General features: G+C 62.4%; 22 protein-coding genes. 14 read left to right on the forward strand and 8 right to left on the reverse strand.

What is annotated here, in order from left to right:
- Positions 1 to 2: 2 nt before the first annotated feature.
- From IB277_RS06470 to IB277_RS06490, 5 genes are read right to left on the reverse strand one after another with little or no spacing between them, the layout of a single operon-like run.
- Positions 3 to 254, reverse strand: coding sequence for a hypothetical protein (locus IB277_RS06470; protein ID WP_192370814.1), 252 nt, complete (start codon positions 252 to 254; stop codon positions 3 to 5).
- Positions 251 to 502: a hypothetical protein gene (locus IB277_RS06475; RefSeq protein WP_192370815.1), complete on the reverse strand. Its 252-nt coding sequence runs from the start codon at positions 500 to 502 to the stop codon at positions 251 to 253. Before IB277_RS06475 ends, IB277_RS06470 begins: the two co-directional genes overlap by 4 nt.
- On the reverse strand, positions 502 to 675 hold the full coding sequence (locus IB277_RS06480; RefSeq protein WP_192370816.1) for a hypothetical protein: 174 nt from the start codon (positions 673 to 675) through the stop codon (positions 502 to 504). Before IB277_RS06480 ends, IB277_RS06475 begins: the two co-directional genes overlap by 1 nt.
- Positions 672 to 812, reverse strand: a complete 141-nt coding sequence (locus tag IB277_RS06485) for a hypothetical protein (RefSeq protein WP_192370817.1) — start codon at positions 810 to 812, stop codon at positions 672 to 674. The genes IB277_RS06480 and IB277_RS06485 overlap by 4 nt, the downstream gene beginning before the upstream one ends.
- Before the next feature lie 6 nt (positions 813 to 818).
- Positions 819 to 1,001, reverse strand: coding sequence for a hypothetical protein (locus IB277_RS06490; RefSeq protein WP_192370818.1), 183 nt, complete (start codon positions 999 to 1,001; stop codon positions 819 to 821).
- 197 nt (positions 1,002 to 1,198) lie between these two features.
- On the opposite strand from IB277_RS06490, the gene IB277_RS06495 reads away from it, so the two are divergent.
- Positions 1,199 to 1,603, forward strand: coding sequence for a thermonuclease family protein (locus IB277_RS06495; protein WP_371813563.1), 405 nt, complete (start codon positions 1,199 to 1,201; stop codon positions 1,601 to 1,603).
- A gap of 1 nt (position 1,604) precedes the next feature.
- Here IB277_RS06495 and IB277_RS06500 read toward each other — a convergent pair whose 3' ends face one another.
- From IB277_RS06500 to IB277_RS06510, 3 genes are read right to left on the reverse strand one after another with little or no spacing between them, the layout of a single operon-like run.
- On the reverse strand, positions 1,605 to 1,892 hold the full coding sequence (locus IB277_RS06500) for a DUF3862 domain-containing protein (RefSeq protein ID WP_192370819.1): 288 nt from the start codon (positions 1,890 to 1,892) through the stop codon (positions 1,605 to 1,607).
- Between the two features lie 14 nt (positions 1,893 to 1,906).
- Complete coding sequence (locus IB277_RS06505; RefSeq protein WP_192370820.1) at positions 1,907 to 2,146, reverse strand: hypothetical protein; 240 nt, start codon at positions 2,144 to 2,146, stop codon at positions 1,907 to 1,909.
- 3 nt (positions 2,147 to 2,149) lie between these two features.
- A complete protein-coding gene (locus IB277_RS06510; protein WP_192370821.1) occupies positions 2,150 to 2,941 on the reverse strand; it encodes a LexA family transcriptional regulator in 792 nt (263 codons plus the stop codon).
- 578 nt (positions 2,942 to 3,519) lie between these two features.
- Between IB277_RS06510 and IB277_RS06515 the strand changes: the two genes are divergently transcribed.
- The 13 genes from IB277_RS06515 (at position 3,520) to IB277_RS06575 (ending at position 14,389) form a co-directional block, all read left to right on the forward strand.
- A complete protein-coding gene (locus tag IB277_RS06515) occupies positions 3,520 to 4,014 on the forward strand; it encodes a phage regulatory CII family protein (RefSeq protein WP_192370822.1) in 495 nt (164 codons plus the stop codon).
- The gene (locus tag IB277_RS06520; RefSeq protein ID WP_210339578.1) at positions 4,014 to 4,166 is read left to right on the forward strand and encodes a hypothetical protein; all 153 of its coding nucleotides are present in this window, start codon (positions 4,014 to 4,016) and stop codon (positions 4,164 to 4,166) included. Before IB277_RS06515 ends, IB277_RS06520 begins: the two co-directional genes overlap by 1 nt.
- The gene (locus tag IB277_RS06525) at positions 4,163 to 4,978 is read left to right on the forward strand and encodes a DUF6551 family protein (RefSeq protein ID WP_371813564.1); all 816 of its coding nucleotides are present in this window, start codon (positions 4,163 to 4,165) and stop codon (positions 4,976 to 4,978) included. The genes IB277_RS06520 and IB277_RS06525 overlap by 4 nt, the downstream gene beginning before the upstream one ends.
- Entirely contained in the window at positions 4,971 to 5,327 is a 357-nt protein-coding gene (locus IB277_RS06530; RefSeq protein WP_192370823.1) for a helix-turn-helix domain-containing protein, read from the forward strand. The genes IB277_RS06525 and IB277_RS06530 overlap by 8 nt, the downstream gene beginning before the upstream one ends.
- Positions 5,327 to 6,991, forward strand: coding sequence for a hypothetical protein (locus tag IB277_RS06535; RefSeq protein ID WP_192370824.1), 1,665 nt, complete (start codon positions 5,327 to 5,329; stop codon positions 6,989 to 6,991). Before IB277_RS06530 ends, IB277_RS06535 begins: the two co-directional genes overlap by 1 nt.
- Positions 6,988 to 7,290: a hypothetical protein gene (locus IB277_RS06540; protein ID WP_192370825.1), complete on the forward strand. Its 303-nt coding sequence runs from the start codon at positions 6,988 to 6,990 to the stop codon at positions 7,288 to 7,290. The genes IB277_RS06535 and IB277_RS06540 overlap by 4 nt, the downstream gene beginning before the upstream one ends.
- The gene (locus IB277_RS06545; RefSeq protein ID WP_192370826.1) at positions 7,290 to 7,562 is read left to right on the forward strand and encodes a hypothetical protein; all 273 of its coding nucleotides are present in this window, start codon (positions 7,290 to 7,292) and stop codon (positions 7,560 to 7,562) included. The genes IB277_RS06540 and IB277_RS06545 overlap by 1 nt, the downstream gene beginning before the upstream one ends.
- Positions 7,559 to 8,206 (forward strand): hypothetical protein, encoded by a 648-nt coding sequence (locus tag IB277_RS06550; RefSeq protein ID WP_192370827.1) that lies wholly within the window; start codon positions 7,559 to 7,561, stop codon positions 8,204 to 8,206. The genes IB277_RS06545 and IB277_RS06550 overlap by 4 nt, the downstream gene beginning before the upstream one ends.
- Positions 8,207 to 8,438: 232 nt before the next feature.
- A complete protein-coding gene (locus tag IB277_RS06555) occupies positions 8,439 to 9,284 on the forward strand; it encodes a DNA adenine methylase (RefSeq protein WP_192370828.1) in 846 nt (281 codons plus the stop codon).
- A complete protein-coding gene (locus IB277_RS06560) occupies positions 9,281 to 10,582 on the forward strand; it encodes a helix-turn-helix domain-containing protein (RefSeq protein ID WP_371813565.1) in 1,302 nt (433 codons plus the stop codon). Before IB277_RS06555 ends, IB277_RS06560 begins: the two co-directional genes overlap by 4 nt.
- Positions 10,566 to 11,225 (forward strand): transcription termination/antitermination protein NusG, encoded by a 660-nt coding sequence (locus IB277_RS06565; protein WP_192370829.1) that lies wholly within the window; start codon positions 10,566 to 10,568, stop codon positions 11,223 to 11,225. Before IB277_RS06560 ends, IB277_RS06565 begins: the two co-directional genes overlap by 17 nt.
- A gap of 770 nt (positions 11,226 to 11,995) precedes the next feature.
- The gene (locus IB277_RS06570) at positions 11,996 to 12,631 is read left to right on the forward strand and encodes a P27 family phage terminase small subunit (RefSeq protein ID WP_192370830.1); all 636 of its coding nucleotides are present in this window, start codon (positions 11,996 to 11,998) and stop codon (positions 12,629 to 12,631) included.
- 9 nt (positions 12,632 to 12,640) lie between these two features.
- Positions 12,641 to 14,389: a terminase large subunit gene (locus tag IB277_RS06575; protein ID WP_192370831.1), complete on the forward strand. Its 1,749-nt coding sequence runs from the start codon at positions 12,641 to 12,643 to the stop codon at positions 14,387 to 14,389.
- Positions 14,390 to 14,392: the final 3 nt, after the last annotated feature.

The following is a 14,392-nucleotide window of genomic DNA, read 5'->3' on the forward strand; positions in this document are numbered from 1 at the left end:
CCTTAGTGGCGGGGGTTGATGAAGAGATCGAAGAAGAGGTCCTGCAGCTGCTCACGGGTGAGGCCGTTCGCCTCCGCCGTCTCGCGAAACTCGCGCGTCGGGTGGACAAGGCACTCGATCAGCGCCTTGCGCTGCGCGTCGGTGACGTCAGCTTCGGCGAGCTGGCTGAGGACGAAGTGGGCGCTGCGGCCGGGTGTGGCGCTCGGCGGGGCGGGCTCCACCTTCGGGACGAGGGTGAGGACGGGCGCGGTCATCGGCGCACCTTCGCTGCGCGCATGTGAAGATAGGCGCCGGCCTCCAGCAATTCGCGGTGCTCGACCCTGAAGCCGTAGGCGGCGGCCTCGGCGGCTTGATGGAAGCAACTGGCTGCCGCCGAGAGATAGGCGAGGCGGCGCTGAACGCGCACGCGCCTCGTCGGGAAGAGGCTCGCCGGATAAACCTCAGACAGCAAGTTGAGCAGGGCGTGGCGGCGCGTTTCGGGTGCGAGGAGATACTTGCGCATCAGATCCTAGCCTCCGACTTGAACTGCCATTCCTTGCGCAGCACCGTGTTGGTGGCGAGGCCGGCGGAAAGCAGCATGGACATCAGCAGCGCCAGGATGGCGCAGGCGACAAAGAAGCGCGTAGGGCAGGCTTCCAGCCGTGCCTTGTGATAGCCGGTAAAGCGATCGTTCATGACCAGAAGCTCCAGAGAATGACGAAGTGTAAGGGGAGGGTTGCGGCGATGCCGGCGAGCACGCCGCGCACGATCCAGACAGGCAAGTCGATTACAGGGGACAGCTGCGGATCGTGGCGGCGGGCTCTCCTCGCCATGGCGCTTTACGCCGCTTGGGCCATGGCGGTGGCAAGCTCGGTGGCGCGTGCGCCAAAGACCTCGATCTGCTCGGTGCGGAAGCCCTTGAGGCGCAGATCATCGGCCGTGCAGCCGTCGCCGACTTCGATCATGGCCTGCGCCATGCGGTTGATGGTGTTTCGGGTGTTCAGTCCGCCGTTCGGTTGCATGGCGATTTTCTCCGCTTGGGGTTGGTGAAACCTCCCGGGCGGCGCGGAGATGCTCAACCTGTTCCGCGCCGCCCTTTCAACGAGGAGGCATGCGGACAGTAATGCGGACAAATAACCGCTGTCAATCAGAAAATGAGGACAAACGACCGCGTTGCGGTTATCGTGCGGTCGACCGCAGTTTCGATCAGAGGTGAAAAGTGATTCGTTTAATCGGTGTTTGCACCGCCATTTTCCTTAGCGCGCAAAGCGTCGCGGCCGGCGCCATGGATCTGTGTGGATCTGGGAAGCGGATCAACTGCGTAGTGGATGGAGATACCTTCTGGCTGCGTGGGGAAAAGGTCCGCATTGCGGACGTCGATACGCCTGAGATTAGTCAACCTTCATGCGAATCAGAGTTGCAGCGTGGCGTGGCGGCCCGTGATCGGTTGCTGGCCCTTCTGAATGAAGGTCCGTTTCAGCTGGTGGTTTCCGGTCGTGCGGTCGACCGCAATGGTCGTCAGCTTCGGATCGTTGTTCGTAACGGACGCTCCCTCGGCGACCAACTCGTCGCGGAGGGCTTGGCGCGAACTTGGGATGGAAAACGTAGGCCCTGGTGCGACTAGGCTACTTGAGGCCGAACTGGGCTTTGGAGACGAGCTTATCGTCTTGGAACATGGCGTTCATGTTTCCGCCCATGCTGTTCCCGGTCCACATGAGCATCACCGTTTTGATCCCGCCAATGTCGGTGTTGCTCATCTCCTCGCCCTCGCAACCAAGCACGCTCACGGCCTGGTCGTAGGTCATCCCGGATGCGAGGGCTTCGTAGTGGGCCTTCGTCACCTTGCAATCTGATGCAAACACGGGCGCGGCCGCCACTGACATCAGGGCGGCCATAATGATACTCACTCTCATGAAACGTCGTGCTCCTACTCTAGATCCGGGATCTTGCCGTGCTTGAAAAGTTCCACGGGAGGGCCGTACTCACCAACGGCTGGATCGGCATCTCTGGCCCACGCGATCACGCCGGTGTGTCGCGCGGCAAGGGCGCGGGCTTCGCGCACGGCTCGATCTTCAGTCTCGACCTGCTTCGGCTCGATTGCGGGAATTAGCTCGCCGTCGTCATTTTCGTCGAACGCCATCAGTACGATCAATTTGCTCGCGCTCATTGGCTACCTCACCGTTCCGAACTTTCTAAGCACCCGCCCGACAATGAAGAGATCCTCGGAATTCCATTCCTTGGTTGCGTGACGCGGGTTATCGGACATCACCGATACAATCTGCTGTTCGGCGCCGGGTTTGCTTGAAACCTCCAGGCGCTTCACGACGACGCCTCCGATCTCGTCGAGCACGGCGTACAAACCCGGGGGTGAGGGCCATCGGTGGCGCGTATCAATGAACACGACATCGCCCTCGTCGAGGGTTGGCTGCATCGAATCGCCTTGAACGGGGATGATTGCCACGTCCTGCGCAGCAAGGCCGAGCGCGATCAATATAGCGGGTGGTAGGCGCCAGTAGTCGCGAACGTGTTCCGCCGCAAAGGTCATGCCATGACGACCCGGAACCCCTTCTGAAACGATACTCAACCCGCCGCCGCCCATGCCGCCCGTGACGTCTATCTGCGCGGAAGCGCCGGCAGGGACGCCCTGCAGTCCAGTTTCGGAGCCCATGGTCATCGGCGTTTCGTGGGGAACGTCGTGGTCGTGAGCATCGGGGTCGAAGCTTGATACAATCCGTGGCTTCGTTGCGTGTCGCGGCTTTTCAGCTGGCAGAAGCTCGGTAACCCCTACACCTAGGCCGGCAGCAATTTTCTGCAGGGTATCGCCGCGTGGTGAGTTTCCGCCGCGTTCGAATAGCTTGCGGAAATAGCTTCGCTCCAACCCGGCAGCCTTCGCCGCGGCCTCATAGGTGAGGCCCTTCTCATCGATGATTTCTTTGATGCGTTCTATCACTGGCGTGCTCATGCGCGGATTATCGTCCGCATTGGGGTTTTGTGAATGCGGTCTTTTGGCCCTTGACAAATGCGGTTAAATAGCCGCATTTCTGACCGCATGGTTTTGAGAGAGCAAATCGTTGCCGTTGCCGATGTCTTTGCCGATGCCCGTGGCATAGGGCGAAAGCGCGTTTCCACGCTCGTGTTGAACCGGGGCTCCAAACTCGATGATATCGCGTCGGGCGGAGATCTCGCGACCGGCACTTTTGAACGGGCGATGCTTTGGTTTTCCGAGAATTGGCCCGAGGGTGCCGAGTGGCCCGCCGGCGTGCCGCGTCCACGCGTAATGGCGGAGGCGGCCGAATGACGATGTTTCCCAGGCAAGGCGTGAAAAGCATGGAGCTCCTCCCTCCCGTGTGCCTTGCTGCCTGGCAGGGGCGCGACTCCTCCTCCCGTCGCGCTCCTGCCTCTTCTTTTCTGACTGCCTACGCATGCGGGCCTCCCTGATCTGATGGGTTGAATTTCTCACTACCGAACCATTCCCACCACGGGAAAACCCGGCCGGATTTCCCGGCGCGGGAAACGCTTTTTCTTTGTCTGGAGACGACCATGTCAGACGCATTTCTCTACCGGGTGAAAGCAGCGCAGCGCGATCTCATCGAGCGTTGCGCCGGCATTGAGCGCGCCGTTGCCATCACGGGCTTTTCCAAGAGCCAGGTGGGCCGGTGGAATAACCCGAACGACCCCGACCTGATGCCGATCGGCGCCGTTCGCGCGCTGGAGGCGGATTGCTGCCAGCCGCTGATTACCGCTGTCATGGCGGAAGCGGCCGGACGCAGGCTGACCGACCCGGAAGCCGAGCGGCAGAACGACGTCAACGTGCTCTCTGCGCATGCAGAGGTGATGCGGCTTTCCGGCGAGCTGGCGAACTCCGTCGCCGTCGCGATTGCCGACGGGCACTTCTCGCCCACCGAGGCAACCGCCGTCGACCGCGTCGCAGCCAACCTGGAAAGGGCGATGTCGGATCTGCGCGCCATGGCTGCGGTGGTTAAGGCACGCGGCGGCGCGAGCGCAAACCTTCGCGTCGTGACCGGAGCGGAATGATGCCGGCGCTGCCTCGCCAGATCCTGATCGAGCGCGTGCTGCAGCTCTGGCACGGCGGCCAACACGACACATTCGCTATCGCCGCCGAGTTGCGGATCGAGGAGCGCGAAGTCTGCCAGATCATCGAACAATCGGAAGGACGAATGCTGTGAGAGCAATCGAAGCACTGGAATTTCCTGATGTCTCTCCCGCCGACGTGCGCACCGCGCCGCCGGCGGTTCGCATGGTGCGGCCCGGCGAGCTGTGGGTGGATGAAGCCTATCAGCGCGGACTTTCCGAACGCTCGGTGCGCCTGATCCGCAAGATCGTCAGCGAATGGGACTGGACGGCATTCAAGCCACCCGTTGTCGTCGAAGTGGATGGTCGGCTTCAGGTGATCGACGGCCAGCACACCGCGATCGGCGCGGTCACCCATGGCGGCATCGAAGAATTTCCGGTTCTCGTCGTCCATGCCGAAAAGCAGGAGCTGCGCGCCAGCGCTTTCGTGCGCCACAACCGCGACCGGATCTCGGTGACCCCGACGCAATTGCATACCGCCATGGTCGCAGCGGGTGACGAGGACGCGCTTACGATCAAGCAAGTTTGCGAGCGTGCCGGCATCGTCATCCTGAAAAATCCGCCGCCGTTTGCCCGCTTCAAGGTCGGGGAGACGTTGGCGATCAGCACGATCGCCTCCCTCGTCAGCCGCCGCCATGCCGCTGGTGCCCGCAAGGTTCTTGAAGTTTGCGTCAAGGGGGGGGCGGCACCCGTTTCGGCAGGGCTGATAAAGGCCGTCGAGCATCTGCTGAACGCAAAGGAGTACGCCGGGGAGATCGAAGCGGAGCGGATCTCGGCGCTGATTTCGGTGCGCCTGCCCGACCTGGAGAAGGAAGCGAAGCGCTTTGCCGCCGAACGCAAGGTGCCTATGTGGCGCGCGCTCGCCTCGGTCATCTATATGAACCGGCGGAAGGTGCGTCATGGATGATTTGATCCTGGCGCAACAGGGCGAGATCGAGATGCTGCGCGAGCGCATTCGCCAGCTCGAAGAGGCTCTGGCGCCGTCCTCTGTTTCCATTCCGGTCGAGTATCGTCTCACCGGTCGCGAGGCGTGCGTGTTCGCGCACCTGGTCAGCAGGGATGTCGCGACGAAGGAGTCCATCATGCTGGCGCTCTACAGCGGCCGGCCGGACGAAGAGCCCGAAATCAAGATCGTCGATGTCTTCGTTTGCAAGATGCGCAAGAAGCTCTCCGCCTATGGCGTGAACATCCGGACGATCTGGGGACAGGGGTATAGCCTGGAGAACCGGGCGCAGTTTGCTGGAGGGCGCGCCTGATGCTCGAAGGCCTTCCCAAACTAGGCTCGCGCGCCAGCAAGATCATGCAGGAAGCTTTGCAGGCCGGTCGCTTCCGCTGCGAGATCACTTCCGAGATCATCTCTTGTCAGAACCTCAATGGCCGGCAGCTCCTGAGGCGCGACGACAAGGATGGGATGCTTTGGTATCCGACCGAGCGGGCACTCAAGTTTGCGGCCTCGGCTCCCGCTGTCATCGCCGACCCGCAGGCGCTGCCTGTGGCCGTTGGCGAGCCGGCGTCTGAACTGGTCGCCTCGATCGAGACGGCGCGTGCGCTGCTGAGTGCGGGCGACGTGCGGGCGGCGTTGCTGCTCTCGACCGGCGCCTACGAGCAGGCGAAGGCGGCGGTGAACTATGCCGAGAAGGTGAAGGCCTCACGCGAGCTGATCGACAAGGCGCGCCGCATGCAGGCGGAAGCGCTGAAAATCGAAAGCATGTGCTACGTCGCCATGGCTGACACGATCGATGAGGCGCAGTCGAGCGGCCGCATCGCCCGGAAGGGACGACCGAAAAATGTTTCCGACGAAAACATTTTTACGATGGAAGAAGTCGGCATCGACCGGGTGCAACTGCACCAGGCGCGGAAGCTCCGCAACGTCGTGCGAGAGCAGCCCGATTTCGTCGAGCGCGTCATCGAAGCGCGGCTAGAGGCGGGGTTAGATCCGAGCCGGCGCAGCATTTCGCACGCGATCGGCACCCGCTCGGCATCGTCGGAAGAGAAGGGCGACCAGCTTTACCAGACGCCGATCGAGGCCATGCGCACTCTGCTGGCGCTCGAAAGCTTCTCGGCGACGGTGAAAGAGCCGGCGGTTGGCAAGGGCGCGATCATGCGTCCGCTGGAGGATGCCGGTTACGAGGTGATGATCTCTGACCTCGTCGATCGCGGCGTCTCTACGCGTCACGGCGAATTGCAACAGGTCGGCGATTTCCTGCTTTCCCTCGCCGGTGCTTCAGTCGGCGTCGATATCGTCACCAATCCGCCCTATGCGGAATTGGCGAACTCTTTCCCGGCTCATGCGCTGCGCGAGCACAAGCCGCGCAAGATGGCGCTGCTGCTCAACTGGAATTTCGCTGCCGGGTTTGAGGATCCGAACCGGATCTTCGTCATGGACGAAAACCCGCCGTCTCGCGTCTACCTCTTCACCCGCCGCCTGCCGATGATGCACCGGGACGGCTGGGATGGGCCTGAGGCGAGCAGCCAGATGAACACGGCGTGGTTCGTCTGGGAGCGCAACGTCGACGGCAGCTATGGCGACGGCTTCCCGCGCATCATCCGCGTGGACTGGAAGGCGTATGAGAACGCCGCGCCGCTGCTGCCGGGTGCGGGCGGAAACGTCGCGCCGATGACCTTCAAGCCGCAGCCTGATGAATTCGCCCGCGAAACGCCGCGCAAGACACTCGACGAGCGCATCGACGAGGAGCGCGCGCGTGCGCTCGTCTGGATGCTGGAGCGCGACGTGTTCGATCTAGTGACGCTGCGGCAGGGTATTGCGGTTCGTTCGTCGGTTGCGGAAGCCCTGATTGCAGGGTTGGCAGCAGAAGGATTGATCGAGCCACGGGACGGGGAGTTCTGGGCACTTTCGGAGGCCGGTTCGCTGGCGCTCCAAGCGACGGCGGGTGCTTTGTTGTTGGGGGCGGCGGAATGACGGCGCTTCTCCCGATCATCGAAGAGCTTGCCGACGCGGCCGACCACCAGGCGCGAGCGCAATGGCTGCTCGCGGTGCCACTCGCGGTCATCGTCCGCGACCACCTGACAATTCGCCGGCTGCTTACTGCGGCCGGTTTTCACGAGGGGACTGCCTACCTCGAAGCCGAAATCGCGGCGCTTTCCGCCGTTCGTGGCCGCGATGGGCTGGCCGCCTTCACCGTTCGCAACACGCGGGAGTTTGCCCGCATCGGAATTCAGGTCATTGCGCGCGGCGGCGCGCTAGAGGGGAAAGATTGATGGGTGCTCCTATTCAGTTCGAAGGCGCGAACATGCTTTTGCGAGCGCCGGAAGGTTCGGAGAACGTCTCCGACATGCATACCTTCACCAACGGCATGTGCTCGGTCTCCTGTTGGGAGCTATCGGTCGACGAGCTCGCTGAGATCAACCGAACTGGCCGCATCTACCTTTCGGTGTTTTCGGGCCGGTCGCAGCCGCCCGTTTATGTGGGTGATGAAGAATCCACGCGCTCGGTTGTCGTCGATTTCGGCGGCGTCTGGAGGCGGGGATGAGAGTCCTGGTCGGCTGCGAGACCTCTGGCGTGGTTCGACGTGCATTCGATGCCCTCGGGCACGATGTCTGGTCGTGCGACCTGTTGCCGGCCGACGATGGCAGCAATAGGCACATTGTCGGCGATGTTCGCGACCTGCTCGGCGATGGCTGGGATTTGCTGGCGGTAATGCATCCGCCATGCACACGCCTCTGCAATTCTGGTGTCCGCTGGCTCAAGGTTCCTCCTCCGGGGCGCACGCTTGAAGATATGTGGGCCGAACTCGATACCGGCGCGGCGCTCTTTTCGGATTGCTGGAATGCGCCGATCGAGCGCGTCGCTGTCGAAAATCCGGTCATGCATCGCTACGCGAAAGAGCGAATCCGCAACTATCAGCAGCCGGCGCAGACGGTGCAGCCGTGGTGGTTCGGCGATCCTGCCTTCAAGGCGACATCCTTTTACCTACGCGGGCTTCCAAAGCTCGCGGCGACACACCGCCTGACGCCACCGTCGTCTGGCACGGAAGAGCACAAGCGGTGGTCAAGGGTACACCGCGCCCCGCCGCGTGCTGATCGCTGGAAAGTGAGATCCGTCACCTATCCGGGCATTGCTGCGGCGATGGCTTCGCAATGGGGCGGACACGCGATGCAGGAGGCCGCCGAGTGAACTGGTCTGACGAAGGTTACAGGGTCGTGTTGATGTGCGGTCGCGTGGATGTCGGAGCGGTCTATCCGCCGATGCGACGGGCCAAGGTTTGGCGGTGGCGCGTGTGGGTGACCGAGAGCGGTCATCCCGCTCACGGTTCGGCGCCGAACCGGGGCGGGGCGATCGCGCAAGTTGAGGGACGATTCAGACAATTCCTCAGGGCCGCCGAGCTGGTCTCCGAAGGTGGTGGCCTATGACTGCACCTGATCGCCCAATCCTGCGCTGGCACGGCAGCAAGTGGCGGATTGCCCCTTGGGTGATCGGCCATTTCCCGCCGCACCGCGTCTATGTCGAGCCGTTTGGGGGGGGCGCCGGCGTCATGCTTAGGAAGCCCCGCGCCACGTCGGAAATCTACAACGATCTCGATCGGGACCTGGTGCGCATGTTCCGCGTCATCCGCGAGCAGCCGGAGCAGCTTGCGTTTGCCCTGGAGCTGACGCCGTTCGCCCGCGACGAGTATCAGGCGCTCTATGAGCCCGCCGAATGCGATGTCGAGGCAACGCGACGTTTCATTGCCCGGTCGTTCATGGGCATGAATTCAAAGGGTGCGCTGGCTCGATCGGGCTTTGATGCTCGCGTCAATCCAGATGGGTTCGCGGGGCGTCTCCGCTCGCTCGTCGAGGTGCCGGAGCAGGTGATCGCGGTTGCAGAGCGCTTCCGCCACGTCATCATCGAGAACGCCGACGCGCTCCAGCTCGTGCGCCGTTTCAGCCGGAGCGATGCGCTGCTCTATGTCGATCCGCCCTATGTCGCGGAAGCGCGCAGCGGCCGGCTCTATGCACACGAAATGAACGACGCGCAGCACGCGGAGCTGCTGGAGGCGCTTCTGGCGTCTAAGGCGCTCGTCGTGCTCTCCGGCTATGCCTCGGCGCTCTATGACAACGCCCTGGCCGGCTGGCTGCGTGTCGAAGCCCCTTCCTACACCGACGGCGGCCATGCCCGCACTGAAGTTCTCTGGATCAATCCTCGTGCGGCGGCGCTGATCGGCGACCGTCGTGCCTATCAGCAAATCGTATTGGAATTGGAGGCGGCGGAGTGAGCATCGCCATCATGTCACAGCTATTCAAGGCGCATCTCGGCTCGACTGGACGCAAGATGCTTGCCGTTCGCCTGGCGGACTTCGCCGACGACGACGGCAAGGGCATCTGGCCGACAGTGGGCCGGCTCGCCCGCGAGACCGAGCTTTCCGAGCGCACGGTGCAGCGGACCCTTGCCGAGTTCGTCGACGAGGGCCTTTTGATCGTCGTGAAGAAGGGCGGCAGCCGTCCGGGCGAGGGCACTCGCTACGACTTCAACATGGCAGTTCTGGCGCGCCTTCCATCATCAAAATCGGTCGCCGACGGGTGTCATGGTGTCACCCATGACACAGTGTCACCCGTGACACAGACGACAGCTACGGGTGACACTGACGACGCCTACGGGTGTCACGGTGACACCCAAACCGTAATAGAACCACCAATAGAACCATCAGAGAGAGAGGGTGCGCGCGAAGCTGATTTGAAGGATGGAGATGATCCGTCGAAGTTCGGCAAGCGGGTGAAGGCCCTTGAGATGGGAACGGCGAACAATCCGTGGCCGGGTGCGATCGCCTCGTCGACTGCATGGGCTCTCCAGCAGTTCGAAAAGCTGACGGCGGAAGAGCGTCGCATGGCCGAGGATCGTCGGGACGCTTACCTTGCCGAGTGCAAGGCGCAGAAGGTCAAGAACGTCGCTCTAGGGGTCTACCTGCGGGACAAGAAGTTCATCGATGTTGCACCAGTGGCTGCGAAGGCTGCTGCGGCGAGCGCGAAGATCTCTGTTCCTGCCTTCGGCCCGGTCTGGGCTGGGATACGGGCTCTGGCGCTGCTGGCAGGACCTGAGCATGTGGACGTGCCGCTCGACGTGCGCGATCGCATCAAGCAGAGCTTCGAGGCGCTGAGGCGCGGCAGCGAAGCGCGTGCCATGGCCTATCTCGCTGGCAAGCGCATCGCTCTCGATCAGGGCGGAGAGCTGATCTTCCCCGAAGGCTTTGAGGTGGCAGAACGGGGCCGGCGCGAGTTCGAAAGCGGTTATCCCGCGGTCAATCGCCTTCATCAGATGGCAAGCAACTTCGAGCGCGGATCGGAAGAAGGTCGCTATCAGGCGCTCGCCGATCTCTGCGAGGCGGTGCCAGTGGGCTCGGAAGTGTTCGAGCTGTGGCGCGATCATCACGCTCGCATGAACTGGCCCTTCGTGCCGGATGCCGGCTCGATGCGTGTCGTCTACTTCCCCAAAGGCGGGCCGGCAGGCCTGGCGCAATTCGAAATCGCCGCTCGCGCAGCTATAGCAGAGGATCGGAGCCATGATGATGCAGCATAGGGAACTGGTGGGCAGCCCGATCGCCAACGATGGCAAGGATGGCTTTCGTGAACGCATGCGGAGAATCACCGATGGCATGCTCGACGAGGGCGCACTGGTGACGTTGAATTGCCGAATCAACGGCGGAAAGGCGCCGTGGTTCGCTCTGAGGGTATGGACTGGCCGTGAGAAGGCTGTGGAAAAGACACTCGAAGACATGGGCATCCGGTCGCTTGTACCCATGCGAAAGGGACCTGATTACCGTCGTCGCGGTCGTATCATCAAGGGTCAGATGGTGCCCGTCATTCATGGCTACGTGCTCGTGCAGCTGTTGCCGAGGCCCGAGTACCTTGCCGGATTGCAGGGCGTTGAGCATGCGATCGACGTGCTCGGAGGCTGTGAGCAACCGAGGCGCTTGAGTGATGCAGAAGTCAACAGATTCAATACGCTTGCGCGCGGTGGTGAATATGATTTCGAGCGCCCTGCGGAGATCGTTGTTGAGGCCGGAAATCGTGTTCTGATCACAGATGGACCATTCGCTAAGCTGACGGCTCAAGTCGTCACGCCGAACAGGAACAGACGCGGCGACGTGGTCGTCTCGGTCAGCATCATGGGTGGTGAGGTTCCGGTCACAGTCCCTCTTGCATTGCTCCAAATGTTGTGAGAGTCATTTCGTCATTGGACAAGCTGATGATCCCGTAGTGAGCCTCTGAGAACGCACGAGAGTGCGGGGCGGAAAGCCCGAGGTTGGTACACCGGTCAGCCCCAGCCCTGACGGTCTCCCAAGCGAGACGCTTCGATTCAGGGCCAGTGCGAAAGCTATGATCAGACGACAGGCGGCCGAGAGGTCGCCTTTTTCGTTTAAAGGATATGAAGCGCGCTAAGCAGTTTCGACCAGCCGGTGCGCCGACCAGGCAAGAGCAGAAGCGGCAGGCCGATCGGTGGCGAGGGAGCGCAAGCGAGCGCGGCTATAATCACCGATGGTCCAAAGCCAGCAAGACGCACCTTGCTCGAAGCCCGCTGTGCATCGGCTGTGAGGCCATGGGCCACGTAGAGCCAGCAACACTGGTCGACCACGTCGACCCGCACCATGGTGATCCCGATAAGTTCTGGGATACCTCGATGTGGCAGTCGGCATGCAAGTGGCACCACGACAGCGTGAAGCAGAGACTCGAGCAGCTCTATGCGCATGGTCGCATCGGTCTCGATGACCTTTGGCTCAATAGCGAGGTTGCAATCCGGATCGCGCACGGCTTGCGATGCGACGAGGTCGGCCCATAGCCAGCATGGGGAGGGGGGAGGGCAAAAGTCTCCGCCCCCTCCCTTCCTGACCGGCGGCCTAACACGCAAAAAAGCGGCGCGATATTTTTGGCGATAACTTTTTTTTCGGGACCGGGCGGGGCGGTTGGCCGACGAGCGGATGACTGATCGACCATGGGACGGCGCAAGGATGACCCGTTGTTGCAGGCTGCGAAGGGCTATCCCGGTCGCCGTCGTGGCAAGGTCGAAAAGGAAATCGAGGCGGCGGCCGAGGCGGCTGCCGCGCAACCGGCAACAGCCGCAGATCCGTTTCCGATTCCGGATGAGTTCCTGAAGGCGCCGGCCTATTGGGCGATGGCGATCAAGATCTGGAAGGAACAATCAGAGGTTCTGCGGACGGCAGGTCGCCGTCGACCAGGTTACCGTCGAGCGCTGGCCCGTTACTGCATGTGGTCGCAGTTCTTCATCGCCGCCGGCGAGCAGCTGCGCAAGGATCTGCCGAAGGGCGGCGCCTCGATCAAGGTCAAGAAGGGTGACGGCGAGTGGGTCATCCGCACGCACCCGAACATCGACTTCATGGCGAAGGCCGAAACGGCGCTGCGCCTGCTCGATGCGGAATTCGGCTTCACGCCGGTGCGCGACCAGGACCTGGTGCGCGTCGAATCCTTCAACGCCGGTCAAGGCAAGCTGCCGCTCGGCGGCTCCCATCCATCCCAGCCGGCGCGACCGGCGGCGACCGGTCCAATCTCCGACCCGATGGACCTGATGAACGGGAGCGACAGCCTGCCGCCTGGAATGCGCACCCAGTAAGGAGCCGACATGGCCGCGCCTTATCCGCTGACCATGCCCTATCCCGACTGGCTGGCCGAGGTCGCCGACGATCCCGCCTACAAATGGGCGATCTCGGGTTGGGACCGGGCCGCCGCGGTGCCCGGTGCGTGGTTCGATCATGCCAAGGCCGATAAGGTCGTCGAGCGCTGGCCTGAAATCTTCCGGCTGACGAATGACCGCTTCAAGGGCGTGCCGTTTCGCCTGGTGAAGTGGCAGGCGATCGGGGTTCGATTGCTGGTCGGCTGGAAAAAGCCGATCGAGGTCATCGATCCGGCGACGCATCTGCCGGCTGTCGAGCATGTCCGCGTGTTCAAGCGGCTGGATCTCTGGATCCCGCGCAAGAACGGCAAGTCGGAATTCCTGGCTGCGCTCGCCGTGCTCTTCTTCGTCCTGGAGAAGGTCAACGGCGCCGAGGCTTACGTCTTCGGGCGCAACGAAGATCAGGGCCGCGTCCCGTTCGGGAAAATGCAGGACATCATCCGCGAGGCTGATGGCCTGATGGAGGATGTTCACGGCAACGAGCGCATTTCGTTGCACGACAAGAGCATCTTCCTGCGCGAAACGACGTCGCTTTGCCAGTTGCTCACGGGCACGCCGGACGGAAAGCATGGCCGCTCGCCGACGGTCATCGTCGGTGACGAGATCCACGAATGGAAATCGCGCGATCTCGCCGACAACCTGCGGCAGGGCACCGGCGCCCGGCTCCAGCCGATCGAGCTCTATGCCTCGACGGCAGGGCGAAAGCAGAACCTGACGGGCTTTGAGTGGTTCGAAGAGTCGATGGCCATCATGCGTGGCGACATCGACGATCCGACAACGCTGGTCGTGTTCTTCGGCATCGACGAGGATGACGACTGGAACGACGAGGCGACCTGGCGGAAAGCAAACCCGAGCCTCGGTTTGACGCCGACGCTCGACTATTTGCGGACGGAATACAAAAAAGCCAAAGGCCGGCCGGCACTGGAGGCAATCTTCCAGTGCTACCACCTCAACCGGTGGGTCGATCAACTCTCTGGCTGGATCCCGCGCACCAAATGGGCGTCTTGCTGCGGCGACCCGACAAAGCGCTTGTGGCGCGATCTTTGGGATCAGCACAAGGGACGGAAGGCATACGTTGCCTGTGACGTCTCGTCGACGCAGGACTTGACCGCGCTTGTTGTCGTCATTCCGCCCGATGACGAGCACGAAAAGTGGGTGATCATCCCGCTGTTCTGGGTGCCCGAGGCGACGCTCGACGAGCGGGCGCAACAGGACAAGCGGGTAAACTGGAAGCAATGGCTCGCCGACGGCGCGCTCCGGACCACGCCCGGTGATTCCGTCGATCAGAACTTTGTAAAACGGGCGATCCATGAGGCTTTCCAGCATTTCGATGTCCTGGCGCTAGGCCTTGACCCTTGGAACGCTCAGAAGCTGAAGAGTGACCTGCAGCTCGACGGCCTGGACGCCGAGTTGCAGGTCGACATGCGCCAAGGTCATCAGACCTTGGGTGGCCCTACCAAGGAATTCGAGCGGCTGGTGTTCGCTGGCAAGGTCGAACATGGCGGCCATCCGGTTCTTGCCTGGATGGCCGGCCACTGCACGGTGCGGTTCGACGAGAACCTCAACTACGTGCCGAGCAAGAAAAAGTCGTTGGACAAGATCGACGGCATCGTCGCCACCGTCATGGGGGTCGGCCTGGCGATGGACGTCGAGGATACATCGTCAGTCTACGAGAAGCGCGGCGCGCTCGTCCTTTAGGAG

Source organism: Ensifer sp. ENS07 (assembly GCF_014852185.1).
Classification (GTDB): domain Bacteria; phylum Pseudomonadota; class Alphaproteobacteria; order Rhizobiales; family Rhizobiaceae; genus Ensifer; species Ensifer adhaerens.